Source organism: Litoreibacter sp. (genome assembly GCF_058136045.1).
The window spans coordinates 182,189-207,602 of sequence record NZ_JBYVDD010000008.1 but is presented as its reverse complement, the minus strand read 5'-3'; the positions used below and the strand labels follow the sequence as shown (position 1 = coordinate 207,602).

At 53.6% G+C, this 25,414-nt stretch carries 23 protein-coding genes and 1 tRNA gene; 7 read left to right on the top strand and 17 right to left on the bottom strand.

Going from position 1 to position 25,414, the window contains the following annotated elements:
- Positions 1 to 26: 26 nt before the first annotated feature.
- The 4 genes from AC3Y7R_RS13065 to AC3Y7R_RS13050 all read right to left on the bottom strand — a co-directional run bounded on the left by AC3Y7R_RS13065 (position 27) and on the right by AC3Y7R_RS13050 (position 4,096).
- Positions 27 to 1,469 carry a carnitine 3-dehydrogenase gene (locus AC3Y7R_RS13065; RefSeq protein WP_490042489.1) on the bottom strand — a complete coding sequence of 481 codons (1,443 nt, stop codon included), beginning with the start codon at positions 1,467 to 1,469 and terminating at the stop codon, positions 27 to 29.
- Positions 1,466 to 2,014: a lipocalin family protein gene (locus tag AC3Y7R_RS13060; protein WP_490042488.1), complete on the bottom strand. Its 549-nt coding sequence runs from the start codon at positions 2,012 to 2,014 to the stop codon at positions 1,466 to 1,468. The genes AC3Y7R_RS13065 and AC3Y7R_RS13060 overlap by 4 nt, the downstream gene beginning before the upstream one ends.
- Positions 2,011 to 2,922, bottom strand: coding sequence for a 3-dehydrocarnitine:acetyl-CoA trimethylamine transferase BcoG (bcoG, locus tag AC3Y7R_RS13055; protein ID WP_490042487.1), 912 nt, complete (start codon positions 2,920 to 2,922; stop codon positions 2,011 to 2,013). Before bcoG ends, AC3Y7R_RS13060 begins: the two co-directional genes overlap by 4 nt.
- 133 nt (positions 2,923 to 3,055) lie before the next feature.
- On the bottom strand, positions 3,056 to 4,096 hold the full coding sequence (locus AC3Y7R_RS13050) for an aldo/keto reductase (RefSeq protein WP_490042486.1): 1,041 nt from the start codon (positions 4,094 to 4,096) through the stop codon (positions 3,056 to 3,058).
- Positions 4,097 to 4,275: 179 nt separating this feature from the next.
- Between AC3Y7R_RS13050 and AC3Y7R_RS13045 the strand changes: the two genes are divergently transcribed.
- The gene (locus tag AC3Y7R_RS13045) at positions 4,276 to 4,869 is read left to right on the top strand and encodes a YceI family protein (protein ID WP_490042485.1); all 594 of its coding nucleotides are present in this window, start codon (positions 4,276 to 4,278) and stop codon (positions 4,867 to 4,869) included.
- 101 nt (positions 4,870 to 4,970) lie between these two features.
- Here AC3Y7R_RS13045 and AC3Y7R_RS13040 read toward each other — a convergent pair whose 3' ends face one another.
- Entirely contained in the window at positions 4,971 to 5,210 is a 240-nt protein-coding gene (locus tag AC3Y7R_RS13040; protein WP_490042484.1) for a hypothetical protein, read from the bottom strand.
- Between the two features lie 226 nt (positions 5,211 to 5,436).
- Here AC3Y7R_RS13040 and AC3Y7R_RS13035 point away from each other — a divergent pair, with 226 nt between their 5' ends.
- A complete protein-coding gene (locus AC3Y7R_RS13035; protein WP_490042483.1) occupies positions 5,437 to 6,660 on the top strand; it encodes an MFS transporter in 1,224 nt (407 codons plus the stop codon).
- A gap of 93 nt (positions 6,661 to 6,753) precedes the next feature.
- Positions 6,754 to 8,472, top strand: coding sequence for a methionine--tRNA ligase (gene metG / locus AC3Y7R_RS13030; protein ID WP_490042482.1), 1,719 nt, complete (start codon positions 6,754 to 6,756; stop codon positions 8,470 to 8,472).
- Between the two features lie 307 nt (positions 8,473 to 8,779).
- On the opposite strand, the gene AC3Y7R_RS13025 is transcribed toward metG, so the two are convergent.
- Positions 8,780 to 9,955, bottom strand: a complete 1,176-nt coding sequence (locus AC3Y7R_RS13025; protein ID WP_490042481.1) for a Hint domain-containing protein — start codon at positions 9,953 to 9,955, stop codon at positions 8,780 to 8,782.
- Between the two features lie 584 nt (positions 9,956 to 10,539).
- Here AC3Y7R_RS13025 and AC3Y7R_RS13020 point away from each other — a divergent pair.
- Positions 10,540 to 11,322 (top strand): dimethylarginine dimethylaminohydrolase family protein, encoded by a 783-nt coding sequence (locus AC3Y7R_RS13020; RefSeq protein ID WP_490042480.1) that lies wholly within the window; start codon positions 10,540 to 10,542, stop codon positions 11,320 to 11,322.
- On the opposite strand, the gene AC3Y7R_RS13015 is transcribed toward AC3Y7R_RS13020, so the two are convergent.
- Positions 11,319 to 12,365, bottom strand: coding sequence for an AbrB family transcriptional regulator (locus tag AC3Y7R_RS13015; RefSeq protein WP_490042479.1), 1,047 nt, complete (start codon positions 12,363 to 12,365; stop codon positions 11,319 to 11,321). The genes AC3Y7R_RS13020 and AC3Y7R_RS13015 overlap by 4 nt on opposite strands.
- Before the next feature lie 337 nt (positions 12,366 to 12,702).
- Between AC3Y7R_RS13015 and AC3Y7R_RS13010 the strand changes: the two genes are divergently transcribed.
- From AC3Y7R_RS13010 to AC3Y7R_RS13000, 3 genes are all read left to right on the top strand, one after another.
- Positions 12,703 to 12,788: transfer RNA gene (locus AC3Y7R_RS13010), tRNA-Leu, on the top strand.
- 238 nt (positions 12,789 to 13,026) lie between these two features.
- On the top strand, positions 13,027 to 13,623 hold the full coding sequence (locus AC3Y7R_RS13005; RefSeq protein ID WP_490042478.1) for an HNH endonuclease: 597 nt from the start codon (positions 13,027 to 13,029) through the stop codon (positions 13,621 to 13,623).
- Positions 13,624 to 13,883: 260 nt separating this feature from the next.
- Positions 13,884 to 14,990 carry a DNA cytosine methyltransferase gene (locus AC3Y7R_RS13000; RefSeq protein WP_490042477.1) on the top strand — a complete coding sequence of 369 codons (1,107 nt, stop codon included), beginning with the start codon at positions 13,884 to 13,886 and terminating at the stop codon, positions 14,988 to 14,990.
- Here the strand turns inward: AC3Y7R_RS13000 and AC3Y7R_RS12995 are convergent.
- From AC3Y7R_RS12995 to AC3Y7R_RS12950, 10 genes are all read right to left on the bottom strand, one after another.
- Entirely contained in the window at positions 14,987 to 15,754 is a 768-nt protein-coding gene (locus AC3Y7R_RS12995; RefSeq protein WP_490042476.1) for a hypothetical protein, read from the bottom strand. The two genes, AC3Y7R_RS13000 and AC3Y7R_RS12995, sit on opposite strands and share 4 nt — an antisense overlap.
- Before the next feature lie 1,122 nt (positions 15,755 to 16,876).
- Positions 16,877 to 17,323 (bottom strand): hypothetical protein, encoded by a 447-nt coding sequence (locus AC3Y7R_RS12990; RefSeq protein ID WP_490042475.1) that lies wholly within the window; start codon positions 17,321 to 17,323, stop codon positions 16,877 to 16,879.
- On the bottom strand, positions 17,320 to 17,982 hold the full coding sequence (locus tag AC3Y7R_RS12985; protein WP_490042474.1) for a hypothetical protein: 663 nt from the start codon (positions 17,980 to 17,982) through the stop codon (positions 17,320 to 17,322). The genes AC3Y7R_RS12990 and AC3Y7R_RS12985 overlap by 4 nt, the downstream gene beginning before the upstream one ends.
- Before the next feature lie 710 nt (positions 17,983 to 18,692).
- Positions 18,693 to 18,977 carry a hypothetical protein gene (locus AC3Y7R_RS12980; RefSeq protein WP_490042473.1) on the bottom strand — a complete coding sequence of 95 codons (285 nt, stop codon included), beginning with the start codon at positions 18,975 to 18,977 and terminating at the stop codon, positions 18,693 to 18,695.
- Complete coding sequence (locus AC3Y7R_RS12975) at positions 18,970 to 19,533, bottom strand: hypothetical protein (RefSeq protein ID WP_490042472.1); 564 nt, start codon at positions 19,531 to 19,533, stop codon at positions 18,970 to 18,972. Before AC3Y7R_RS12975 ends, AC3Y7R_RS12980 begins: the two co-directional genes overlap by 8 nt.
- Positions 19,534 to 20,046: 513 nt before the next feature.
- Positions 20,047 to 21,468 carry a DNA primase family protein gene (locus AC3Y7R_RS12970; RefSeq protein WP_490042471.1) on the bottom strand — a complete coding sequence of 474 codons (1,422 nt, stop codon included), beginning with the start codon at positions 21,466 to 21,468 and terminating at the stop codon, positions 20,047 to 20,049.
- The gene (locus AC3Y7R_RS12965; RefSeq protein WP_490042470.1) at positions 21,465 to 22,403 is read right to left on the bottom strand and encodes a bifunctional DNA primase/polymerase; all 939 of its coding nucleotides are present in this window, start codon (positions 22,401 to 22,403) and stop codon (positions 21,465 to 21,467) included. Before AC3Y7R_RS12965 ends, AC3Y7R_RS12970 begins: the two co-directional genes overlap by 4 nt.
- Position 22,404: 1 nt before the next feature.
- Positions 22,405 to 22,644, bottom strand: a complete 240-nt coding sequence (locus AC3Y7R_RS12960; protein ID WP_490042469.1) for a hypothetical protein — start codon at positions 22,642 to 22,644, stop codon at positions 22,405 to 22,407.
- 709 nt (positions 22,645 to 23,353) lie between these two features.
- Positions 23,354 to 23,596: a helix-turn-helix transcriptional regulator gene (locus AC3Y7R_RS12955; RefSeq protein WP_490042468.1), complete on the bottom strand. Its 243-nt coding sequence runs from the start codon at positions 23,594 to 23,596 to the stop codon at positions 23,354 to 23,356.
- Positions 23,597 to 23,723: 127 nt separating this feature from the next.
- Complete coding sequence (locus tag AC3Y7R_RS12950; RefSeq protein ID WP_490042467.1) at positions 23,724 to 25,373, bottom strand: RNA-directed DNA polymerase; 1,650 nt, start codon at positions 25,371 to 25,373, stop codon at positions 23,724 to 23,726.
- Positions 25,374 to 25,414: the final 41 nt, after the last annotated feature.

Genomic DNA, 25,414 nt, shown 5'->3' with positions numbered 1-25,414 from the left:
CGAGCCGCCCGCTGTGATTAAGACCTTCACCGCTTGCCCACCGCGGCGCCTGCACCTTTGGGCGTGAGCAATTTGGCATGAGCCATTGCGATCTCTGCCAAACGTGCCGCGATAGCATCGGACGGCACACTGGCCTTGCGCGTCTCCAGCGAGACGTGGATCAACATATGCTCGCCGGTGGCCAGCAACCGGTCACCCTCATACATCACATGGAAAAGATGCATCTTTTTGCCCTCGCCCAGCAATACTTGCGTCTCAATGCGAATGCGCGCACCTGCATGCACCTCACCTAGATGCCTGATATGGGTCTCGGCGGTGAAATAGCTGCCGCCCGATGCAATGTAATCCGCATCGCAGCCGACAATTTCCATGAAACGGTCTGTCGCGTCGCCAAAGGCCTGCAAATAGCGTGCCTCGTTCATATGGCCGTTGTAATCGGTCCAATCCAGTGGCACCGCGCGGGTGATTGTGACTAGGGGCGCATCAATGTCGTCCACGTCCGGCGCGGCGGGCTCGGCCCGGTTCAGCACCGCCCCTGCGCCATAATCCTGCGCCTTGAGCGCGCGCATCATCGCCACCAAATTTGTATCGCGAATACGCTCCAACTCGCGGATTGAGTGCATGCCGGACTGCGCGTCCGACTGATCTGCAATCTGGTTTACCAGCGCATCGCTCAGTTCTGGCACATCCATCAGCTTGGTCCATGGCCATTTCAGGCAAGGCCCGAACTGCTCGATGAAGTGCTTCATGCCAGCCTCACCGCCCGCTATGCGGTAGGTCTCGAACAGGCCCATCTGCGCCCAACGCAGGCCAAATCCCATGCGGATCGCCTCGTCAATTTCCTCGGTCGTGGCCACACCATCATTGACCAACCACAGCGCCTCGCGCCAAACGGCCTCCAGCAAACGATCGGCAATATGCGCGTCAATTTCTTTGCGCACATGCAACGGAAAACAGCCAATTGAGGTGAGAATATCTTTGGCGTTTTGCACCATGGGCGCGTCGTTCACAGCACTTGGCACCAACTCAACCAACGGCAGCAAATAGACAGGATTGAACGGATGGGCCACGACAATTTGCGCCGGTCGCAACGCACCTTGCTGCAACTCGGATGGCTTGAACCCGGAGGTGGACGAGCCGATGATTGCATCCTCGCGGCACGCAGCCTGTACGCTGGCAAACACCTTGTGCTTGACCTCCAACCGCTCGGGCACGCTTTCTTGGATCCAATCCGCAGGGCCAACGGCGTCAGCCAAATCATCATGAAAGCTCAACCGCCCCTCATCGGGCATCGCGCGATCCGACAGCCCCGGCAGAGAGCGCCGCGCATTGTCCAAAACCTCGCCGATTTTGCGCGCGGCCTGCGGGTCAGGATCAAACACCCGCACATCCCAGCCCATCAACAAAAACCGCGCGGCCCAGCCCCCGCCAATGACGCCACCGCCAAGAATTGCTGCTGTTTTAGTCATTGCGACACCTTTCTCAATTTGCTCACGTCATAGCCGTTAAAGGCCAATATTTCGCGCGCAGCCCGCAAGCGATCTGCGCGTAGTTTTTTGGTGCGATTGACGATCATCCCGAAACGACCTGACGGTGTGCCCAAGACCGCAGTGCGGTGGTCCTCGTCGACCCAGATCACCCAGATCGGATCATCTTCTTTGTGCTCGCCCACGAATGTCAGCCGCCCAAACGCCCCAATTTTCAACTCAGGTGGCGCGGACACATCAATGATCGCAGCGAGTTCAGGATCGGTTGGCGGCAACTGGCTGGCCCATGCTTGGTAGCTATACCCCACAGAGCTTGGGCTGAAACGAACCCGATCGACGGTGACCGCACGCGGGGTTTGATCGAAGCTTTCAACAACCACCCATTCCCCTGCGAAACGCGCGGCATCAAACCGAGTGGAGGAGGAAATCGCGACGGTAGTATCGCGAAACCCGTCCGGCACAAACGCCGGACCCGGCTCGCACGCCACAAGCGCTATCACGGCAAGCGCTGCCAGCCAGCGGATCACCCGCGCGGCGCCTGTTTCACCAGCCCCAGCTTCTCGCGCACGGCATCGGGACCAATCACTTTGGCCCCCAAGCGCTCGGTGATCTCAACCGCACGCGTCACCAGCGCCTCATTCGTCGCCAACACGCCGCGATCCAACATCAGGTTGTCCTCAAGCCCCACGCGCACATTGCCGCCCGCCAGAATACTAGCCGCCGCGATTGGCATTTGGTTGCGACCCAACCCGAAGGCCGAGAACGTCCAATCATCGGGCACATTATTGACCATCGCCATGAAGGTGTTGAGATCATCCGGCGCGCCCCATGGAACTCCCATGCACAGCTGCACCAAAGCGGGACTGTCGAGCACACCATCTTTGACCAATTGCTTAGCATACCAAAGATGGCCCGTGTCAAACGCCTCGATCTCGGGCTTCACGCCCAGCTTGATCATCATAGTGCCCATGGCCGTCAACATGCCGGGCGTGTTGGTCATCACATAATCGGCCTCGGCGAAGTTCATCGTGCCGCAATCAAGCGTGCAAATTTCTGGCAAACACTCGGCGATATGGGCAACACGCTCCTGCGCCCCGACCATATCGGTCCCCTCCACCAGCGGCAAAGGCGCGTCCGGGCCGCCAAAAATGATATCGCCACCCATGCCTGCGGTCAGGTTCAACACCACATCCACATCCGCCTCGCGAATGCGATCTGTCACCTCGCGGTACAGCGCCAAATCACGCGAGGGCGCGCCTGTTTCTGGGTCGCGGACATGGCAATGCACCACCGCCGCCCCCGCCTTAGCCGCCGCAATCGCGCTCTCGGCAATCTGCGCAGGCGAACGCGGCACATGTGGGCTTTTATCTTGCGTCGAGCCCGATCCGGTCACGGCACAGGTGATAAACACCTCGCGGTTCATTTCTAATGGCATGGCACACCTCCTTTTTGGCAAACGGTCTGCATTTACCCCAGCTTTGGCAAGCACATTATGACCGACTCAAAGCCAAAAAGCGGCATAGTTTCATCTTGGCTCAAATATTCCCGCCGGAGGCTCCACCCTTCGCCTAATAAGGCATCGGATGCGCCTTTTGCGCTGCGGTGATGTCATCAAGCACCTCTTGGCCCAAGACCAAATCCTTGCCGTCTATGATGTGGCTCAACTGCGCCATATCAGTCGCGCCAAAGATTGGGATCACCGGGAAAGGCCGCTGACAACACCACGCAAGCGACATATGCACCGGATCCAACCCGTGTTTAGCCGCGATATCCAAATACACCTGCGTCGCGCCCAAAATGCGCTCGGAGGCCCGCCCGCCCATCTTGTCGTTGATCGACATTCGCGAGCCTTCCGGCACCGCGCCGCCTTGATATTTTCCCGTCAGATAGCCAACAGCCAGCGGTGAAAACGCCAGTAGCGCCACGTCTTCATTGTGCGACAGCTCCGCCAGATCCGTGTCGTATAGACGGCACAAAAGCGAGTATTCGTTCTGCATCGACGCCACCCGCGGCGCGCCCAGCCGCTCCGCTATTTGCAACCACATAGAGGTGCCCCAAGCGCTCTCGTTACTCAGGCCGAAGTGGCGAATTTTACCGGCATCGACCTGGCGTTGCATCTCGCCCAGCACATCTTCCATATGGGCCACCGTGTCTTCACGGTTTTGCTTTGTCGGATCATAAGCCCAGTTTTGGCGAAACATATAGCTGCCGCGATTGGGCCAGTGCAGTTGATAGAGATCAATCACATCCGTTTGCAACCGCCGCAGCGAGCCCTCCACAGCCTCGCGAATAGTCTTGGACGAAATCGCCTCGCCATCGCGGATGTAATTCCCCGCACCCGCAACTTTAGTGGCCAAAACCACGTCATTACGTCGCCCGGTTTTAGCAAACCAATTGCCAATGACTGCCTCGGTTTTACCCGCATTTTCCTTGTTCATCGGGTTAACCGGATAGGCTTCGGCCGTGTCGATGAAATTAATACCTGCCTCCAGACTGGCCTCTATCTGCGCATGGCCACCAGCCTCGCTGGTTTGCGTCCCCCACGTCATGGAACCAAGGCAAAGCTGCGACACCCTAAGGTCGGTGCGACCAAGACGAACTGTTTTCATTGGGGAAACTCTTTCAAATATGCGGCTGATAGCGCAAACTTACTGCCCCAGCGAGCCATCGCAACCTCAAAATTCATCCCCAGCAAAGCACGATATAGTTTCCACATATGTCACGCTGATTTTACCCCCCAATGCCTGAAATAGATTGTAGACACAGAGCACCCACCACAGGAGCCGTCATGCAACGCCTCACCCGCCGCACCTTGATAGCGTCGCTTGCCGCCTTGCCGCTCGCGCCTGCACTTCACGGCGCACCAACCAGCTACACATTGCAAGCCAGCCGCTCGACGGTGGGTTTCACCTACCGGCTTTCAGGCACCGCTGTATCAGGGTCCATGCCCATAAAAAGCGCCACAGTGCTCCTTGATATGACATCGCTTACGCGGTCTTCAATTGATGTCAGCGTCGATGTTAGCCGAGCCAAGGCTGGTTTAATTTTCGCCACAGAAGCCTTAAAAGCCCCCTCTGTCCTTGATGCAAGACACCACCCAACAATCCGCTTCCGCTCCACGTTGGTCCGGCTCAATGGCCAAGGCCGCCTGTCGGATGGTGCCAAAATCGACGGGCTGTTAACGCTTAAAGGCACAACCCGCCCCGTCACGTTTGATGCAGCGCTCTTTCGCCAATCGGGGACCCGGACAGGTGATTTCAGCCACCTTAGCTTTCAGCTCAAAGGCCGCATTAGCCGTGCAGCCTTTGGGGCTAACGGCTATGCAGGATTGGTGCATGACGAGATCGGCCTCAACATCATCGCCCGCGTCACCCGAGGCTAAAGCTGGCTTGAATCCGCCTTGGTTAACACACTTTAGGTCATTTCCCTGAACGGGCGAATGTAGCTGGTTACAACGGCCCAGCCGCGTTCCATATCCGTCAATTACGACAAGAAGGCGTGGGGCGTTCCGGTTGGCATGTTGCGCACCTTTTGCGCCAAAGCCTGGTGTGTCTCATCATCGCTCCAGCCTCGGTTCGCTGCGCCGCTAATCCGACCCCGCGCCATCGACGTGCGCAGCATCACCGCATCAAACGCGGCGCGGTAGCCAGTATAGGACGGGCGCACATAAATCGCCGTCCTATTTGGTAGAGCGTCACAGCCCTGCCAAGTCTGCGGGGCCAATAGCTGGTGCAGGCCATAACACGCCCTGTTGGCGCATCATCGAGCCGTACTGCCTTGCGGTTATCATCTGAACCTTGCGTAAATTCGTTAATCAATATTGGGAGTGTTCTATATGCGCGCATGACTTTCCAGATCCGATGTCCCACAAACGACATCGGCATGGCGGAAAATAGCGCGCGAGAACAGCGACACACAGCAAAGATGAAACAACCCAAAAGGTTGACCCATGCGCCTTCTCATCTCCTTCGCTGCCCTTTTTCTGTCGGTCATTTTGTTGCAACTTAGTTCTGGCGGCGTCGGGCCACTCGACGCGCTCTCGGGCCTACATCTGAACTTTACACGCTCACAGGTCGGCCTCCTTGGCTCCGCGCATTTCCTTGGCTTCTTTATCGGCTGCTGGTGGGCACCGCGCGCCATGGGGGCCGTCGGGCATTCACGCGCTTTCGCCGCCTTTACTGCCACGGGCGCAATCGCGTTGCTGGCGCATATGTTGGTTATCGATCCCTACGCTTGGGCGCTTATGCGGATTGCTTCAGGCATTTGCGTTGCAGGATGCTACACGGTGATCGAGGCTTGGTTGCAAGCCAAGCTCACCAACGAGACCCGAGGCCGCGCCATGGGAACCTACCGCGGCGTCGATATGGGCGCATCCCTCATCGCACAATTGATGATCGGGATATTGGAGCCCGCATCCTACGTCTCTTACAACCTGCTGGCCCTGCTTTGCTGCGCAGCAATTCTGCCTCTGACACTCACAACGGCGCAGGCACCCGCAACCCCCAAAGCCCCGCGCCTACGCCCAATGCTGGCATTTACACGCTCGCCGCTTGCAGTTGCAGGGGTCATGGTCGCGGGCCTAAACGGTGCAGCGTTTCGCATGGTCGGGCCTGTCTATGGCCAAGAAGTCGGCTTGCGCCTTGATCAAATCGGCATCTTCCTCGCGGCCTTTGTGGCAGGCGGGGCCTTGGCGCAATTCCCCGCAGGATGGCTCGCTGACAAATACGACCGCCGACTTGTGCTAATCTGGCTATCAGTCGCGGCCATCTTGGCCTGCGGCTTTACCGTTGGCTTTTCCACCAACGGCACCACTATGATACTACTCGGGGCCGCCGTGTTCGGCTTCACCACATTCCCAATTTTCTCCGTTGCCACCGCACATGCCCACGACTTCGCCACGTCAGACGAGCGGGTAGAGTTGTCCGCCGCTTTGATGTTTTTCTACGCGCTCGGCGCAATCGCCTCCCCCCTTGGGGCATCCAAACTGATGGAAGCCTTCGGTCCCACCGCCCTGTTCGTGCTTATGGCTGCGGGCCACGCCATCTTAATCCTCTTCGGTCTTAGTCGCATGCGCGCCCGAGCAGTGCCGAAAGATCGCACCCCCTACATCTACGCGCCGCGCACCTCTTTCACCATTGGCAGGCTGCTCAGACGGCACAGGGACCGCAAGTAGGGTTTCTTTTTGCCCTAAATACTCAAATCCCCGCACTGGCAGGCCCCGCTGGCTTGCGCTAAAGAGGCGCAACACTTGGCCAAGGACGACCCTATGACCCGCATCCTGATCACCTCCGCCATCCCCTATATCAACGGGATCAAGCACCTCGGAAACCTTGTAGGCTCGCAACTGCCAGCCGATCTATATGCACGCTACAACCGTGCGCGCGGGGCCGAGGTCATGTTCATCTGTGCCACCGACGAGCACGGAACGCCCGCCGAATTGGCCGCGGCCAAGGCCGACAAGCCGGTTGCAGAATTTTGCGCCGAGATGCACGAGGTTCAGGCCGATATCGCTAAACGCTTCGGCCTCAGCTTTGACCATTTTGGTCGCTCCTCCAGCCCGCAAAACCACGCGCTAACCCAGCATTTCGCAGGCCGCCTAAACGCGCAAGGCTTCATGCAAGAAGTCTCCGAAACCCAAGTCTATTCGCACACTGATAAACGCTTCCTACCTGATCGCTATATCGAGGGCACTTGCCCCAATTGCGGCTACGAGAGCGCGCGCGGCGATCAATGTGAGAACTGCACCAAGCAGCTTGATCCGACAGATTTGATTGACCCGCGCTCGGCTATTTCCGGCTCTACTGATCTGGAAACCCGCGACACAAAACACATCTATCTGCGCCAATCCAAGCTCAAAGATAAACTTGATGCGTGGATCAATTCCAAAGCTGACTGGCCCATCCTCACCACTTCAATTGCCAAGAAATGGCTCCATGATGGCGACGGCTTGCGCGACCGCGGCATCACGCGCGATCTGGATTGGGGCGTCCCTGTCAAAGACGGCGATAAAGACTGGCCCGGCATGAAAGGCAAAGTGTTCTATGTCTGGTTCGATGCCCCGATTGAATACATCGCAGCCACCAAAGAATGGGCCGATGCACGTGGGCTGGACGACAGCGCATGGGAAAGCTGGTGGCGCACCGATAAAGGCGCTGATGACGTGAAATACGTCCAGTTCATGGGCAAAGATAACGTGCCGTTCCACACGCTCAGCTTTCCGGCCACAATCATGGGCTCGGGCGAGCCATGGAAGTTGGTCGACTACATCAAATCCTTCAACTACCTCAACTATGATGGCGGGCAGTTCTCGACATCACAGGGCCGCGGTGTGTTCATGGATCAAGCCCTTGAAATCTTGCCCGCAGATTATTGGCGCTGGTGGTTGCTCAGCCATGCGCCCGAAAGCTCGGATAGTGAATTTACGTGGGAAAATTTCCAAACCGCGACCAATAAAGACTTGGCTGATGTGCTAGGCAATTTTGTGTCCCGCGTCACTAAATTTTGTCGCTCCAAGTTCAGCGAAGCCGTGCCATCAGGTGGCGAATATGGCCCGCACGAGTTGGCCTTGATTGAGGACCTCACCACCAAAATTCGCGCCTATGAGGGCCATATGGGCGCCATGGATGTACGCAAATCCGCCTCCGAGCTGCGCTCGATCTGGGCGGCTGGCAACGAGTACCTGCAAGAGGTCGCCCCATGGTCCACCTTCAAGACAGCCCCCGACCAAGCCGCCGCACAAATCCGGCTGGCTCTGAACCTGATCCGCCTCTACGCAGTCCTGTCCGCGCCGTTCATTCCAACCGCCAGCGCACAAATGCTGTCAGGCATGAACACCCTCGACACAAGCTGGCCCGATGATGTGGCCCAAGCCCTAGGCGCCTTGCCCGAAGGCCACGAATTCACCGTGCCAGAGGTGCTATTTGCTAAAATCACCGATGATCAACGCGAGGAATGGGCCGAGAGATTTTCAGGCGTCCGAGACTAGAAATACATTTAAGCGAGTGCGGCAAACTAAGTCGCACTCGCTTTTCACTTGCCCCTCAAGATAGCAGCCCTTTAATTTCAACCTTTTACAAAGGCGGTTTCTTAAGGGAAATTATCAGCACCTGATCCTTGAGCGCGCTGCATCTAGCCTTCGTGCCCCCTGCCCAGTAGGTCCAAACACGCACCATTGCGTGAACAAAACCACCCATTGAAAACACCGAACTCATTAGGTGAAATACCGGTCAATGCTTTGCTTCAGCACGTCTCTTCAGCATGTCGCGACAACCTATTTGTGCCTACAAAGCGCCTTATCTAGGGGAGTGACCCATCATTGTTTGTTGCTCGCCTATATGTCTACGGACGATATTTTTCTGTTCCTTATTATTTGGGATGAAACATGCTGCTGTCGGCGTGTATTCAGCGGTCTCAATCTCTGGGAACAAAGCAATAACCTCGCCATATGCCGCTGGCGTCAGTGTCTTTAATGCATGCGGCCCAGTGTAGAGGCTCTCGGATGGTGCCCCGTTTGCATAGATGATTTGGTGGTCATCAAAGAGAATGTGAAAGTAGACAACACGCTCAATGCTCATGTCGATTGAGATGCCCGGATGTTCGGTTAGTTTTATGGCCGACACCAAAACATCACCGTTTCCAGACAGGTGATGTACCAATTCAGACGACAACAACATACAGTGCTGCCTAGAGACCCGCAAATCTTTCTCGGGCAAATCCTGCCCCAATGCCCCTGCACTAATATGAATAGGGCGTAGCTTTGGATAGCGCTTAAGAACCGCCGCGCAAAGCTTACGCTCACCGATCCAGCGGATAGGTTGTAATCCATTCCTGTGAGTTTGAACCAAATCACCAACCCGTAAATCTTCAATCCTAGCAACACCGGACCCGATTGATATTTCTGTGCCTTTTGTAAAACAAATGATCAGCGGGGCACCCGTAGGGTTAGTGGTTTTTATGTTCCCGGTGTTCGTAACGACCCCCATACTTGTAATATCAATCGAATCTACAGGATCGCTATCAATGTAGCTGGCGTTATTATACGCACCCGCCGGTACATATGTCGTAAGCGTGTTGGCGCCAACGATATCAACGCCTTGATCATCCACAGGCCGCAAGACAAGCGCACGGGTATGGACGCTGGTCACTCCAGCAGCGTGACCTGTCTCCGCGTTTACATACGTCCCGCCACCAGCATAGATCGCCTCTAGACGGTAAAGGTTTCCGGCTTCGTCTTGAAGGTAATAGCTTGCGGCATCTGAAACGCCTGCAGCCTGAGCCATATAGCCATATGCATGTGCCCAGTTCGCCGTATTACCGATAGTAGCTCCACTGGCATCGCTTAGCGTCACTCTCGTGTACATGCTTTGCCCAACGATATTTCCAGATGCGGCTGTACTTGGCAGGGCACTCTCATACCCTTCGATGACATAACCATCATGCGCTATACTACTGGTACTTATTACTGCCACATGACTAATCCTCTAAGTTTTAGACCCCTCGCAATTCCATCAATAGAAACACAGTGCCTACGTGAGCACTTTGGGCACGCTTCCTGTCGCCTAATTGACAACAAGAGAATGAAAAAACCGTGTTGCTCTGCCATCGACAGCAAGGAAAAAGTATCTAAAAGTTAAAGAGCAATAGCTCTATCTCAAAATATTCACGTGACAGAAAAGCCCTAAGTTTTCGAGGCGACAGTCAAAAGAAACATATCTAATTGGCATACCCCAGAACAGGAAACTGCACTTATTAAGTTGAAACAGCAGACTGCCTCCCCCCTACATCGACAAAGATACGGCACGAACTTACACGTATTTCCAAGTAGATACATGCTAGGCCTTTATGTTCTCCACCCGTATCGGTCCGATACCTCTCTACAAAATGCCTACATAGCGATGAATTTTGTTCGTAATACCACCTTGATATGAGACGGGCCAACAACGCGATGCAGGTCTTGACGCCACAGAGCCTGAAGGCCATGAATTCACATGCTATCGGTGCACTTATAAAGCCCACCGATAGCGCGCATAACCCAACCAATCGGATCACCGCCATGACAAACCCTTCCTTCGAGTTCACCCGCGCCATCACCCGCAAGCCTGCCAAAAGCGTCATTGCGGGCCTGCGCGCCGAGGATACTGGCACGCCGGACTTCGCCCAGATGCAGGCCGATCATACCAGCTATGTGGCCACCCTGCGCGAGACCGGCGCCGAGGTGATCGAGCTACCTGCGCTAGAAGATTTTCCCGATTCCGTGTTCGTCGAGGATGACGCGCTGTGCCTCAAAGACATCGCCATTTTGATGCGCCCCGGCGCGCCCACACGCGCAGGCGAAGTCGCGCAAATGGCCCCGACCATTCGCGCCCAATATGAAAATGTCTTCGAGATCAAAGGCCCCGGTTTTATCGAGGGCGGCGATATCCTAACCACCGCGCGCGAAATCCTAATCGGCAAATCTGCGCGTACCGATGCCGCTGGCGTGGCCGAGTTGCGCGACATCGTGGCACCGTTCGGCTACACCCTGCGCGAGGTGCAAACGCCCCCTGATGTGTTGCACTTTAAGACCGATTGCTCGCTGCTGGATGGCGAGACGATCCTTGCCACCAAACGCCTTGACGCCTCGGGCTGTTTCGAGGGCTACCGCGTCTTGCATACTGCTGATGGCGAAGAAGCCGCCGCCAATGCAATCCGCTTTAACCAGTTTGTGATTATGGCCGTAGGCTTCCCGAAAACTGCTGAAATGCTGCGCAGCAATGGCTACGAGGTGCGCGAGATAAACAACACGGAATGCGCCAAAATTGATGGCGGCATGTCGTGCCTATCGCTTAGGTTTTAGCGATCGCGTCCAGCGCGCGCTGACATTATCGGGATCAGCAGGCTTAGCACAAATAACCGCCCCACATGACACGCCGCCACAAAGCCCGGATTGGCCCCCAAAACCGCGCCCATGACGATCATCGTCTCTAGGCCACCAGGCGCAAAGGCCACCAGAACATGCGGCAATGGCATGTCCAAAAACATGGCAATCGGCAGCGCCGCGAGAGTCGCCAAACAGGTGGTCAGCGCGGTGATTGCCACCCCACCCCCCGCAAACCGCAGTATTTGAGAGAGCGACGTCCCTGAAAAACGCGAGCCAATGAGCGTACCCATCACCACCAAGCAGGCCATGGTTACTTTTGGCTCCAACACCCCCGGCGCCAGTGCCGACAGATGCCCCACAGACGACACCAACATCGCCCCAATCAACAAAGGTGCTGGCACGCGCAACCGCGCGAGGACCCAGCCGACGGCTATCGCCAACACGGTCAAAACCCCCAAGTGAGGCAGGCTGAGTTGCGTACCGCGCGGCACCATCCCCTGATCCAGATCAAGCCCCATCAGCACAGCTGCCGCAGGCACCGTCACGGTCAAAAGTAGCACCCGAATGGATTGCACCACCGACACCCGCGTCAAGTCCACGCGGTACGTCTCGCCCAAGGCAAGCACAAAACTCAAATGCCCCGGCGCCGAGGCCAACACCGCGCTGCGCGCATCAAAGCCGAACCCGCGCACCAGCATGATCCGGCACAAAACCATCGCCACCACCAGCATCACCGCCAAGGCCACGAACGCCAGCGGCCAGCGCATAATCGCAGCTGCCGCCTCGGCATTGACCCCTGAGCCTATGCCGATCCCGATGAATAAGAATGTGGTGTCGCGCACCAGTGGCATGATCCCTAAGCGCATGCCCATCAGCGACAGCACACTGATGGCCAAAGCCGGCCCAGTTAACATATAGAGCGGCAAGCCAACCATGCCACCAAGCGCCGCCCCAGCACAGCCCAAAGCCAAAGACAGGAAAGTGACACCCAGTTGAGAAAGAGATGGGACATTTAGCATGAGCCACCGCTATCACCCATTCGGGGTAAAGTAGAGAGGACACCGAGCCCAGCGCCTGATTTATTTACAAATCTTTGCCAGTCAGAATGAAACTTCATTTCCCTAAATAGTCGCGGTCTAGCATCAAAGAAAATAACGATGAACCGACCTTTAATCTTTAAGCTGGCGCGACACGCCGCTAATATCCCCATGTCCACGTAATGGAATGTTAGACGCATGAGGTTTAAAACCCTTGTGTCTGGGCCGCAAAATGCATACGGCACAAGGCGTTGCGACTAAGAGACTGTTTCTAGGCCCGATATAGGCTCGAAACTGAAATTGAAGAACAACGCCAGATGCGGGCGTGATGGAATGGTAGACATACCAGACTTAAAATCTGTTGGGCGAATGCCCGTGTGGGTTCGACTCCCACCGCCCGCACCAAAATACCAAATTAAATCAGGGTGTTGATGGGGAATTTTGAGAAACCAAAAGGTTAGAGGTTATGGTCTCACAGCTACAGATGGTGTCGACCGTAGATCTCTACTACATCTGTCAATTGGTGGACGGGGTTACTCGGACACCTGGGGCATTCCTCCGGAATATTGAAGACATTTTCGGCGACATGTCGTCAGCTAATCTGGTTAGAAAATACCCAAGGTGGACCTGCTTTCACATCTTTGTGGAAGACCTCATTTCAAGTGTGATTTTTGAGGATGCTGAAAAATCGAATAAGAAACCGGGCGGCTATTGGGTTGATGCGCTGCTCAAATCAAATGATTTGAGGGCCACAACAATTCGGGCATCAGAGTTTGGCCAAGATGATGGCTATGAATATCTAGAATTTCTTCAACAAGGCGACTTGATTGCCGAACTTTGCGAGACGATTGCCAAGCAAGTGTTCCATGTGTTGTTTTCCAACCGCGGGACGATGTCGGCTTTCGGGCACATGGTAAATGGCTATGTTTTGGATACAGCGTCTTCGTTTGTGCCGGACGCTTTCAATCAGTCCGGTCATTTGGCTAGGTCTTCCATTCCAACCTGGGCAAAGAGCGCCGTATTTCATAGAGATAAGGGTAGGTGCGTACTATGCCAGACGGACCTGACGAGGCTTTTCAGTCAACAGGCTGAATCCCATTATGACCACATAATTCCTTTAGCTCGTGGTGGGATGAACTGCGTAACAAACCTCCAGCTGACTTGCTCAACGTGTAACCTTGGAAAGGGAGCACGGTCGTCAAGCACGTCTCGCGAGTATGAAGTGTGGTATGATTACTAAGGTGAGTGCCTTAGTCCAGACAAGTGGCCAATCAAGCTTCAGTATGATGAAATGACGGATAATATCTGCGCAATTTTTTATCGCTTTCGATCGTTTGAATACTCTTTGGCTCAGCGCCCAATAGAGATTACCTGCTCGAAAAATGGTTGGTCATACTATCTATTGACGCGTTCCCTTGATCAGGACGGCGTGATATCAATGTGTCAAGCACAAGAACGAGACACAAGATGTAGAGGCCCGCTGCTGACATGATGAACACTATGAACTTCGTTGACCTGTTTTCCTGCGGCGGCGGGATGTCGACGGGTTTCACAAGGCAGGGCGATTTTCGGACAATCGGAGCTGTGGACCTTGAGGTCGCCAAACCAAGCTACGGGATTGGCGCGACCAGCTGCAACGATACTTATGAAACCAACCTTGGGCTTCGGCCACTTTCTGCCAATCTGGCAGACACTCCACCCTCGGAGATTTCGTGCCATTTTGGCTTTGCGGCATCAGACGTCGATGTTCTTATCTCATGTGCTCCTTGCACTGGTTTTAGTCAGAAAAAAGCAAACAACCATGTCGAGGATGATGATCGAAACAAGCTCGTTGAGCGCACAGCGCTTTATGCTGAGGCATGGAAGCCGCGCTATGTCATCATCGAGAACGTCAAAGAACTGCTCAGGGGAAGGCACAAACACCATTTCCAAGGTCTTCATAAGAAACTGACTGGATTGGGCTATGAGGTCTTTGCCGAGATACACAATCTGCGCGACTTCGGTCTGCCTCAGTCACGTATCAGATCGCTGATCGTTGCTAAACTTGGCGCTCCTTTTCATATGGACCTGCCATTAACGAACCGTGCCGCTACTGTCAGAGATGCAATTGGTCATTTGCCAGTTTTGGAAGCAGGCACAACAAACCCGCAGGACGCAATGCACACCTGCCCAAAAATTGGCGGTGTATCGTTAGAAAGAATGCAAGCGATACCTAAAGATGGTGGTAGCTGGATTGACCTGACAGAGGAGCAAGCTCATCTGCGTATCCCAAGCATGAGGCCAGAAAAGCCAGGCTCATTTCCTGATGTCTACGGGCGACTCTCCTGGGACAAGCCAGCACCAACAATTACCAGAGAGTGCAGCCATCCTGGAAACGGACGATATAGCCACCCAGAGCAAGATAGACTTCTCAGTGTGAGGGAAATGGGGCTGATACAGGGCTTCCCGGCTGACTATCAGTTTGAAGGGAGTTTGTCTTCCAAGTACCGACAAATCGGTGATGCGGTTCCGCCCACGATAGCGACAATGATTGCACAAGCCATTACTGATGACGTCGCTGGTAAAACGTCTCGCTCCAATGCAAGCCAGTTCAGCCTAGCAATCTAACCGGGGCGCCCAAGTTCCCACCACGCGTGGAGTGGACAAAGGTCTACGTCCAGACCGGAGATAGTAATCTTCTCGACACTGCCGTCCAAGACCAGCCGAAACGCCTTACGACCGTTCATCATAACGTTTGCACCCGTGCCTCCGGCCTTCGTTAGCTTGCTGAAGTCATCAGACTCTAGGTGCGCGACTAGCGCTAGAACTTCCTTGGGTATCTCTCGGAGATCGTAGCGCACTCTCTCCTCGTCGCCGTAGCTTCGCAGAATGAATATGCGTTCATATTCTTCAAGGTGCGACAGGATGCGGAGTCGAACCTGTTCTGGTGCGTCAACGTGGCTGTTGAGGTCCCTTATCCATCGAGCCTCCATCAATTTGGATATGGTGATTTTCTTCTGGTTGAGACCCTTTGCCGCCTCAGTTTTGAGTGAGTAAGCATGGCCGTCGACTTCAAGGTCTGCACCACGATTGACCATGCTGCCGGTTAGGCCAGCTTCATGTCCTGATCGTTGAAAGGAATGCTCCAGGATATGCTCGAAGTTTTCTTTTTTCAAAGCGACACCGCTTGAAGCGTGATGAGCTGCAAGCCTGGTCGAGAAATACTCAAAGGCATCCGCGTCTAAAAAATCAAAGCGAAGGTGCTCACGTTCCTGCTCTTCCGCAAACTTGGAGATGATTCCTTTCAGAACCTCTACCTGAATTGGCGAGAGGCTACGGAGCGCTTCGATCGTCTCATCGATGTCCTGCCGGTTACCTGTCTCGCCCGTCATTTAGTCTGCCAAGCCCCTGAGTTTGGGAGACTATCGGGTATCGATGATGCCAGGTCAAGACACTCACTCAGGCTTCAGGTCCGGGGCCCAAGGGTCACCAGCCTGCCTTCGGCGAACCTCGTTGTCAGTCGGAATTCTCTCGCCACGATGCCGCAAGGCTGTCCTCTCGTCGCCCGCAGCTCGATCCTTTACGTCGGCTAACGGGAATGCCGAACGCGCTAACTCTAAAGCCTCGGCATTTGTCTTCCAGCCACGGAGAGCTTGCCGAATGACTTCCTTGGGCGAATCTAGTTCGGGCGCCGCACCGATCCTATCTGCACTTTCTGACTCGCCATGCAAGACAAGGTTCCTCAGTCTATCAAGGTCTAAGCCGGGTGCGGCACTATTCGTCTCAACATCCTCAAAGTCTGCCTTCATCTTCGCACGGTAATGATTGATCGTCGTGAGTGTTGTCTTTGCTTGAGGATATAGCAGTTTGATAAAGGCGAGGGCTTCGCTATCTCTGGCCCCCAATCTGATTAGTTGCCTTGCGGCTTCGCCGCTACCCTGCTTTTTTTTCACACCAAAGACCCTCCAAATGCTTTTGCCCGTATGGGTTGAGTTTAGTGGGCGATCCTATCGCTAACAAGGGGTTGGAGGGTCGTGGGTTTCGGAGTCGCATTCAACTGTTAACCATTTTCGCAACGCGGCAACGAGGAAAGCCCACACCAATTGATGATGCGGGCCTGATCGACTTCTGTATTTATTGGCATTTATGGCGACAGTCCACATGTATGGCTTACAGGTTTTCGATGATTTTGGCCGCGACGTGACGCCGGTGTCGCTTGTCGGGAAAGCGATAGGCCACATTGAAAACGGGCATGCAGTTGTCGATTGGAAACCCATACTCACGACCGCGCCACCCAAGATGAACGTGGGCGGAGAGGCCAGAGGCGGGCCAGTCATGTTAGAGATGCGAGGCTGCATTTCCTGTCGCCGGATCGGGGGACATAGGATAGGAAATCACCTGATCAAAACCGGAAAGTGTTTTAGAAACAATACATTGGTATTGCAGGCGGGACATCAGGCCCAAAATGGGCCCGGTTCTGTAGATGATATCAGGAAATTTGGATTGAGGATGGCCTATCGGCCATCCACCAGTTTCTTGTGTGCCTCGGCCACATCCATTGAAGTGATACCACCGCGTTCCAGTTCCTGTGCATCATCTCGGGCCTGCATGAGTGCTTTGCCAATGTCTGTTTCAAGCGCACGAATATAGGCTTTCTCGAAGGTCTCCCCATCCTGCTGGACAGATTTTGCCAGCTTGTCGAGTTCGGCTTCTGCTGTCTCTCGGTTTTTGGCCGCTGCTTTCTTAATGTCATTTGGGTTGGTCATGGTCTTCTCCATATTTGCGGCCGCACGAGCGGTCTCCACTAGTTGTTCAAGCTGCTCGACCTCTTGGGCCAGTTCAGCAACTTCTTGGGCTTCGGCTTCATCACGGGCCAATCGTGTCAGAGCGTCTTCCAAGTCTTTCCTGCGCTGCTCTAGTTTGGCCAATTCGACAGCATGGCGTTGTCCTTCGGTACTCATAGGTTTGTCTCCATTTGATTCAGCTCAGCCATGGCCTCACGGGAGACATTAGGTTGGGGGGATGATGCTTTGATGCGAAGCAGTTCGACCCGCAGGCTTTCAGCCACCCGTCCTTCGGCATCCGTCAGGGTTGTGGCATGGCGTTCACGGATTGGGGTATCGATGCCCAAAGACCGAGCAAAGCCAGCACCACCCGCCGCAATCAGTGCTTTGATCAATGGTTCAGCAGAGCGGTTGTTGGTCAGGGCGCGTTCAACAGCCGTTAAGTCGCCGCCTGCACCTGAGACTTGGCCCACGTCTTTGCGCAGGACGTCTGCATAGGCGCTCCAGTTGGAAGCTAAAGCAATGAGTGTTTTGTCGACAGATGCCGCCAGTTTTGCACGTTTGGTTGTGGCATCGAGTGCGGCTTCGGCGCGACGACGCCGGTTATTACGTTCTGTGCTTTCAGCAATGCCGCGTGTCCGGTCTTCAAGCTCAGAGATTGCATCATCTACAATGGAAATACGTTCCGCCAGAGCAGCGGCTGTCCCAGCGGGCTTCTGGCCGACAATTAGGGCGTCGCGGGCCTCGGCACGGGCATTTTCTAGTTCACCCATCAAGCGCTCTCGTTCGAGTTGAAGCTCTGTCAGCCGGGTTTCAATGTCATCTTTGTCTTTCATCAACATATCCTCGGTTTAGTCGGGGGACGAATGGCTGAGGGCGAAACCGCCGCAGCCATCCGCTTGTCGAGATTAGAAAAGGAGATAAACAACCTCGGCATGACCGCAGATTGTCGTGTCAGCGAGGTGCGGGGGACCAGCGTTTGACGTTGAGCTGTGAAATGCTGGCTTAGCCACTGCCCATGAGGTCCAGTTCCATTTGTCGGATCAGATCGACCGGGGCTCCAGTCGTCGTCAGAAATTGGCCTGGGTTGTCTTGAATATCAGATCGGTATGAACGCCATACCCTCGCGTTGGGGCAATCCAAACCCCGATCAAGGAAAGCTTGCATCGCAGGCGTCACCCATCCCCGTGGGAATTTGGTGGAACCGTGACAGTACCACATTGAGACCAACAGCCTGACTGCATTTGCTCGCATGGATAGGCCCATCTTTGGGGTGTATTCACCCAGAGCTTCGGAAACCAATGCCTCTGCTATGGCTTGAGTGTCCTGGTAACGAATGGCAGGGAGCGGGGGCTGTGGGCGTGGTGACAATGCAGCCATTTCGGAACCTCTCGCCTTTGCAACATACGCAAGTACATGCCGTGCTGTCGTTGTTGCGTAAGCCAACGAGCCGATTGGGCCTGTGTTCGGGCCTAGAGTTGAGAGCTTTTCAAGTATTTGATTGGTATGGATTATTTGGGGCGATTAAGGGGCATTGGATTAGCAATCACTCATACCATGGCGTTTGACGGATGTGGGCGAGCAATTTAGCCCGCTTGTCTTCGCCAAGGTCATTCCTGGTTTCAATCGCCGCAATGGCCTCATCGCGTATCTCTGCATTCCGCCAAGGCACTGCTTCCATCTTGGATTGCATTTCTTCCAGCAAGCCAGTGTCAGGTGCATTGATATGGCCCAGCGTTACCCGACAGGTAATCGCTCCACCTTCAAAGGGAAGCGTTGCCACACCACTTGGCAGGACATAGCAGGTTTGGACTTCAGGCCAATCAGACATTTATGGTGCCCTCGTCTATTTCGGATACGAGTTCAGCATCGACCACATCGAACGTCATCGAAGGCCTGACAAGCTTTGGTATCGGCTTGGGGGCAGTATGAACATGCGTGTCGTTTTGTACCGTGATTGATGTTGTGGCTGCCCCATCAGCAGAAGGCAGGGCTTTATCCAGAAGCTTGATCAACACACGGGCATCAACATGGGAAACGTCATATTGCATGACCTTTTCAAAATTGTCGTCCAGAACGGGCTGACCATTCTCATCAAGCACTTCAATCCAACGCCCCAAGCTCATTGTACGGGCAGTTTCAACGACTTCTTCCCGCAACCCATCCAGGCTGGCATGCAATGCGAGGTCCCACGCTGAGGCCACTTCTGGGTCTGTCAGACGCCAATGGTATGCAGCACTTCGGCTTATGCCTGCACGCTTGCAGGAAAGTTTGACATTGCCCGTTTGAGCCAATGCAGCCAGAAATTCCCGCTTGGTTTCAATAGTGGTGGGCTCAACACGCCGATGGCCTATTTTCTTGGGGCCGCTGAGTTGCCGTCCATACATGTCGTTTCTCTCAATGGCTATTTGAAGCCTGGTAGCTGATTGCTTGATTGATGATATTGATTGTGGTGCCAGAGTGTCGTGGAATTGAACTGTGGGAAACCAGCGATGCGTGCAGCTGCTTTGGACACGTGCACAGTGGGCGTTTGGCCATTTGATCCAGATACACCCTGCCTGCTGCCGAAAAACACACTGAAATAATGACTTTAAGGGGTCAGGCCGGTCAGGCCGGTCGGGGTTATTTCACATACACTTTATATATACGGCTTTTTGTTTTTTATTCTTATAGCGATAACTGAAAAATAACCCTGACCACCCTGACCCCTTTACCAAATGGATAAAAAAGACATTCCGAAACATGCGCTTAGGCGATCAGGGGTAGAGCCATCCACCCCTGATCTACCCCCGACCGGCTAGCATTCATGCCTGGCCGCTTTGGATTTTCGGTGAGCATTTCGGCAAATAACCCTGACCGCCTTGAACACGTGTACAGTGGGCGTTTGGCCTGCAGAGGCGTCAATCGAGGAAATCGTCTGCAGGATCAAATGGCAAAGCAGCCTCATCAAGCTGGACACGCAAGCCTTTTATGTTCTGCACGCGTCGGCCATTGGCTCTGCTACGCTTTTCCATATCGTCCCGAAATTTTCCAGATGAGCGTAAATCCCGCCAAAATATGCTACTATCTGCACTGAGCCGACCGTGACCCTGACAATAGCGTTCAAAGGCTTCATAAATGTCCTGCTTGGGAGTGGTTGCTCTAGGGTCTTCAATCAGGCATTCAGATGCAAAGGCAGTGACCGTTGAGGCTTCACGCAGTATCTCTGCTTGCCGTCCTTTGATGGAGGATGGAACAAGGAATTTTCCGCGTTTTGAAAGGCACCTGGCAGATTCAAGACATTTGTTCAAAACACCAGCAGCTTCTGGCAAGAGGTCCCGTTCAAAGAGCGCAGTTTCTTCACGTCCCAGAAACGAACGCCGTGTTTCCATCAGCACCATTCTGGTGGCAATTGTCCCTGTCAGGTCCTGCATGAGTATGGGTTCATTGGACATGAGCAGCCACTGCACGGGTAAATAGCCAACGAAATCCTCCTTGAATTTTCGAGCGACGGTTTGGAGATCACCGCCAGATGTGGATAGTAAAAGTTCGGTCAAGGCAGACGTTTTACGCCCACGTTCAAGCCGAGCATCCCCCACAATGGCTGCCTTTCTGCCAATCAAAGATTGCAAGCCAAAGCCGCCTTCCGCAATTTGTTTGATGCGCGGTGACGCCACAGAACCTTTCCCCAAGAGCCTTGTGAGCATCAGGTTGATTGTGCCTTTACCCGATCTGGGTGGGCCAAAGAGCTGGAATATCTTCTGAAACTTGTTCTGCCCCGTAAGAATGCAACCCATGACTTCATGCAGCAGATTGATTTGTTCCAGATCACCATCAAAAATCTCATCCAGAAACATATCCCACATGAACGTTTCAGCATTAGGATCATAGGCAACATCAGAGCAATCGGTCGTAACGAACCGTGGTGTCGCTTCAATCAGTTCACCAGAACGCCAATCCAGCAGCCCATTTGATAGCGGCAGAAGGTTGCGTGGGTCAGGATCATCATCACGCTTGTCACGCCAAAAAGGCAGTTCTTCGACACCTTTTTGCAAAGTCAGGTGGATCATGGCTTCACGAATATCAGCCGACATTTTTGTATTCAGGTGGAGCGGCTTTTCCTCAGGACCGTCTTTCCCCTTATGAATATAGGTTCGACCATCGAGCGCAGACCAAATCATTTCTTTCAGTTCATCATTTTCAAGTTCCCGGTAGCGGTTTTCCTCAGGTACATATTCCAGCCACAGACCTAAGGCTTTAACCAACGCTGAACCAGATATGGCCTCGGCTGCGAGATGGCTGGGGGCAATGCTTTGCAAGATATTGCGTGTGTCCAAGCTCATTGTGATGCCTCCAGATTTGAAAGGTCATCTGGGAAATCATAGTGAGGGCGACGATCTATCAGATGCGCAGCCCCAGCGTCACGCATGAACATATAAAGTGTGCCAAGGCCGATGCCGTGGCGGCGCAAACTGTCCCACCGATAGGCAATCTCAGGTCCATCGGTTGAATAGAGCGGATCGGCTGTACACCATTCAACAAATTCCTCTTTGGCATCACCTGCGCTTGCGTGGTGACATGCCATCATCAGTTGCAGCCATTTGTCATGATCCCGAAAATCTTCTGGGTCTAGTTTGGCCAAGATTGCTGCAATTTCTTCTGGTGGATGTTCCCCTATACCTTGGCCTGACAGGACAACAGGTCGTTTTGGTCTGCGGATGAGGCGTAGAAGCTTTTCGGGTGCCTCGGGTGCGCCTAGCCACAAGTCATCTGGCGCCGAAGACCAGGTGTAAGGCTTGCCAGACGGATGTAATGAACCTGGGGCAACGACTTGCCGGCCAAAGGTCTTGAACTCAATCCCTGGCACATCAGGCAATCCGTCAACAACGGGCAGATGAGATGGTTTGGTCATGTAGAGATGCAAGCCACCCCCACCAGTTAGCACGGTTGGAAAATGGTCTGGGTTGAGGCCAATGGCTTTCAATGCAGGCAACATTCCTTTTTGCCCACCGTCAATGTTCCTTGGATCAACATCCACCACAAGATCGCTTGTTGTGAGGCGCACGCCAACATTGCCACCTTTTGCGGCATGTTCCAGTGCGTCAGCATTGCGATACGGGCGTGTTGTCCAATCATTGTGGATTGGTGATTTCCCCCGGATGCGCAATTTGCCTGTGCGCGGGCACTTCGTTTTAGCATCCCATGGATAAAGAGCGATGAGAGTGTATTCAGCACTAGAAAGCACGGCCATTTGGGCTGGGTCGGTTTTTCCAGTCATATCAGCTTCTCCCTGCAATATAGGCTTCAACGGCCAATCTGGGATAGAAGACGGCTGTGCCATGTTTGATGAAATCAGGCCCGGCATCGGACGACTGGCCTGTATTGCGGCGGCTTCGATAGACCGCCAAAACGGTTGCTGGATGACCCGTCATACGAGCTGTTTGGGCAGGGGTGAGTAGATCATACAACGATGGTGTGGTTGGGCAGGGTGGTGCGTTATCTTCATTGTGACAGGACATGGTATATGCTCCTTGTGTTCCTGATTGAGCGGGTCGTTTGATGGTGGTCTTGCGACCCGCTTGTTACGTTCAAACAGTGTCGCAGCTTGGCTGCCTCGTATGCCAACGAGGGACGTGGGGATGTCCAACGCTGGCAATCAGGCGACCTGCGATCACTCAAAGACAAGATATCAGGGGGGCATAGTGCGGGGATATCAACGAATCGGGTGTGCGTGCGCTGACTTAACGGGTTGTTAGGGGCACGCCGACTGAACTCACCAGCCCTGGTAGGGCCGTAGTCCTGAACGTTGACCTTGGGGACCCGTAGGGAGATAGGAGGTTTTCAATCGGCCCAGGGCGAGGCAAACCAAGTCACGGTCATTCCAAAATAGGTCTATTTTGGAATGTTCTAGCGCAACTGACGGCTCTGCAAAGTGAATGCGGCCATCGGTACGGCGTACCTCGTGAGGCATCTCGCAGACAGGAAACACGTTGGCGTAAAGCGCCACAGTCCACAAAGTCATAGGGTGATCATGCCGCCAATCAATTTCAGCGCAACCAGCGGTCAAATCACGTTGGAAAATCTCGAAATGCGATCCCGCGATTGCTGCTTGAACAGCAAAGTCAATTCGTACTGCGTCGTGCGCAGACACCGCTTTCCCAGACCAGTTTCCAGCATCATATTTGCGGATCAGCTCACGCGTATGAGTGCTCCTGCTCATTGAGCCATTCATTGCAACGCCTCATGCCGTCTTTCATCCATATAGGCTCGAAGATCAGCAACAGAGTAAAGGACGCGAGTACCGACACGGTGCACGGCAGGGCCTTCGGCATTCATGCGCCAGAGGTCCAAGGTCTGGCGGCTGACACCAATGAAGTCGGCAGCTTGCTTGATGTTTAGGTATTCTTTTGGTGGTGCAGTAATTGCCGTTTCAATACGCTCAAGGCGTTCCAAAATCTCTTGTTGTTGCATGTCTTGGTTCCCATGGGTTGATTGACATGCTTTGATTTTGACCTTGTTGCAGCCTGATGTAACCCGTTGTTATTTAACCATTAGATTCATTTATTGCCATGAAAACGGAGTTTGTCTTACTCTACACTTAGTCGTAATTCATCCAAAAGTCGTCGAAGTCTTCTGGGGCACCGAAATCATCAGGTAGGTGCTGAAAGTCTTGAACATTCAATCCGGCCTCTTCTTGTTGGGCAAAAACTTCAGGGGTTAAGCGCCAGCCAGAAAACGCTGTTACGTCGAATAGATGTTGATCAGTCAAATAAAATTCAACGCTGTTGTCCCGCAAGCTATTGTACAAACTGTTAGCATCATCCGCGGTCCCCAGTTTTGAAAAAGCGGGGCTTGTGTCCCAAGCTCTCCGTTCAATCTCATAGAGTGGAAGCCATGCCCCCGTTCGAAAATCGGCATCGCTGTAACGGCGCCTTAAGGCAGGTTTGTCGATCGTAAACAAACCGACATGACTGCCATGAAAAAGCATGAGGTCGACCAATTCACTGGAGACACCAACACACAGGTCACATGTTTTCCGGACTAAACGCAAATTCAGAAAAATTGCGCCATACAGGAACCACAGAAGGTTACCCACATCATTTCGCCTCGCACAAATCTCCACTCCCCAGCTAAATACCTTTCGAGTTTCCGCATTTGTGCCAAGGTGATCGTAGAATCCTAAGAGCAACGGCAGTATCCACCTAGCTTGATGGGGTGCTGCGAACAAAAGGCGCTGAAGATACTCACGAACAAGTACCTTCTCTGGGTTTCGAGCAAGCTTAAGAGAAAACCTTTTGAGCGCGTACCCGACTACGTTTGCATTCGGGTGGTCTGGTGTGATTTCGTATAACAGTTCGAAGAAATGCTCTACGAAATGTTTACCTGTTTGCTCTTCCAGAATGTCAAATTGCCTTTGAAAGTTAGTTGGCACAAATGCCAAACCGGCGTCGACTGAGGTTTTAAAATCATTTAGCCTGAGCTCATAGCGGCTTATAGTTCGTACGAATTGGCTTTGCGCGTTCTCCAACTCGCCTATTTCGAACCCACCAATCTGGTAATCATCAATGTTATGAAAAACTTGATTGGAGGTGATGCCAGATTCTCTTGTGCAAAGCTCAGAGTCGATACGGGCTAGAATCATTTCAGATATGATCCTAGAGGTGTCCGGTCCAATAGGTATCCCAATAGTCTGTCGTTGGTTGCAGTTTCGAACGAGCTTATCCAACGTGTCACTCCAGTGACCTGATAAGGTATGAGCTCGATACCTTCTCTTTGCTTCCTGCTTTCCAAGTGCTGCCCAAGGGATGGAGTGGGTATAAACTGAACCATAGAACCTATTTATGTCCACGGTTAGGATTGACGGAAAGCTACTAGCCAAATGCTGTTGGCTTTTTCGTTTTGCGGCTAACGATGCTGTTTCAATAGCCCTACCGTTTGCAGCTATCGGTGGAAATTTCGGCCTTGCGCCTGAACATGAGCTCAATCGTAAAACAGAAGTTATTTGGCTCCAATTTTCAGCAACGAAATTTGACAGTAAATAATAGCTGCAAGGATTGATTACCCCAAATGTTCTAAGGACAGCTCGAAATGTCGCTCCATCAAAAAATGTCGTGCTGCCATAGTAACTGTTAGGGGGGCTTAAACTCGTAGCTGCGGCGCTGAAATTTCTTGTTTGGAAAGGCGGTGGAAGCTCGGCTGGATAAAAGCCGCGATCAAGCAGTCTCGCTAAGCGAGTATTTTTCGACATCAACTACTCTCCAAATCAGTAAACTATGCATCCTCGGTCCA